Source organism: Streptomyces sp. NPDC058051, assembly GCF_042885475.1.
Lineage (GTDB): Bacteria > Actinomycetota > Actinomycetes > Streptomycetales > Streptomycetaceae > Streptomyces.
Map to the genome: position 1 here is coordinate 1 of NZ_JBHVRW010000071.1, position 2,238 is coordinate 2,238.

Here is a 2,238-nt window from a genome sequence, read left to right on the forward strand (position 1 = left end):
ACCAGTCGCCGCATTCAACTCATTCCGCAACTCGACCGCGGTCAACGAATCGAACCCCAGATCCTGGAACGCCTTCCCCGGCTCAACCGCCTCAAGCGACGCATGACCGAGGACGGTCGCGACCTTCTCGCGCACCAGATCCAGCAATGTCCGCAGGCGCTCGGCCGATTCCATACCCGTCAGCTGACGCCCCAGCGCCGAACCGCCTTCGGCGGCAGTACGCACCGCACGCCTGACCTTCGGTGCGAGCCCGCGCAACAGGGCCGGCACATCGGTCCGGTTGCGCAGCGCGGCAACATCCACGCGCAACGGGACCAGCAGCGGCACATCCGAAACCAGTCCGGCATCGAATCCGCTGAGCCCGTCTTCGACCGTCAGGGCCGGCAGGCCCTGCCTGCGCATCCGCTCCAGGTCAGCAGAACTGAGCATCTGGGTCAGGCCGGTCGTGGTCTCCCACAGGCCGAACGCCAACGACGTTCCAGGCAGCCCGACCCGACGACGATGAGCAGCAAGCCCGTCAAGGAAGACGTTCGCCGCAGCATACGAACCCTGCCCCGCCGCCAGCACCAGACCACCCGCCGACGAGAACAACACGAAGAACGCCAGCTCCATCCCGGCCGTCAGCTCATGCAGGAACCACGCCGCATCCGCCTTCGCCCCGAACACCGCATCCAAACGCTCCGGCGTCACCGACTCGATCAGCCCGACATCACCGACCCCAGCCGCATGCACCACACCCACCAACGGATGCTCCACCGAAACCGACGCCACAACATCAGCCAACGCAACCCGATCCGTCACATCACAAGCACTCACCACCACCCGGGCACCAAGCCCCACCAGCTCCGCCGTCAGCTCCGCCGCACCAGGCGCCTGCGCACCACGACGACTCACCAACAGCAAATGCCGCACACCCCGCTCCACCACAAGATGCCGCGCAACCAACGCACCCAGACCACCAGTACCACCAGTGACCAACACCGTGCCCTCAGAATCGAACTCAGACCTCTCAGACACCGCACCGGCCACCACCCGGACCAGACGAGGAACCATCACCCGCCCGGACCGAATCGCCACCTCCGGCTCACCCGACGCCAAGGCACCCGGAAGCACGGAGCCTGACTCGGCCTCACCGTCGAGGTCCACCAGGACAATCCGTCCCGGATGCTCGGCCCTGGCCGCGCGCACGAGACCCCAGACCGGCGCCACGCCGAGTTCGAGCTCCTCGTCGGAGCCCGCCACCACAGCACCACGGGTCACCACGACCAACCGCGCATCCGCGAACCGCTCGTCGGCCAGGAACATCTGAACCTGTGTCAGCACTTCGTGCGAGGCCCGCCGGATCGCAGCGGGAACATCACCCTCAGCAGCAGAGGACGCGACAGCGACCCAGGGTGCCACCGGTCCCGCATCCGCCAACGACTCCAGGTCGTCGAACGCGCCATCCACGCCCGGCAGTCCGGGAACAGGGGAACCGACCAGCGCCAGTTCAACGCCGGCCGCGTCACCCACCACCGACGGAACCCAGTCCACCCGGAACAGCGGATCATCCACGGCCCCGGCAGAAGCCAGCTGACCGGTCTCGACGGGACGCAGGCTCAACGACTCCGCCCGGGCAACCACAGCGCCCGTCGGGTCAGTGACCGTCAGGGACACCGAGTTGGCCTGTCCGGCACCAATGATCCGGACACGCAGCGCGGTCGCACCGGCGGCGAACAGGTCAACGCCGGACCAGACGAACGGCAGCCACGGCTGCCCGGCCTCCGCACCCGGAACGAAGTCACCCAGGGTGATCGCGTGGAGAGTCGCGTCAAGCAGTGCCGGATGGATGCCGAACTGTCCACTGTCGCTGTGCGCCTGTTCGGGCAGCTCGACTTCGGCGTAGATATCGCTTCCCGAGCGCCATGCAGTGCGCAGGCCCTGGAAGGTGGGGCCGTACGCGTAGCCCCGCTCGAACATGTCCGTGTAGACGTCGCCGAGCTCGATCGGTACGGCGTCGGCCGGCGGCCACACGTCGATAGGCGCGGGAACAGCCGACTGGTGGGTGAGAGTACCCGCCGCATGCCGGATCCACGGCTGGTCGTCGGTGTTGCGTGAGTACACCGTGAGGGCACGGCGGCCGGAGCCGTCGGCCATGTGAACCAGCACGTGTATCTGTGTCGTCCGGTCGGGGTGCAGGACGAGCGGGCTTTCCAGGGTGAGTTCCTCCACCCGTTCGCACCCGGCCTGCTCGGCGGC

General features: G+C 67.6%; 1 protein-coding gene. It reads right to left on the reverse strand.

Annotated features, from left to right (window positions below; translation table 11 throughout):
* Positions 1-2,136: type I polyketide synthase (locus ACFVUT_RS37615; RefSeq protein ID WP_389671170.1), on the reverse strand; the 2,136-nt coding region annotated here is incomplete at its 3' end.
* Positions 2,137-2,238: the final 102 nt, after the last annotated feature.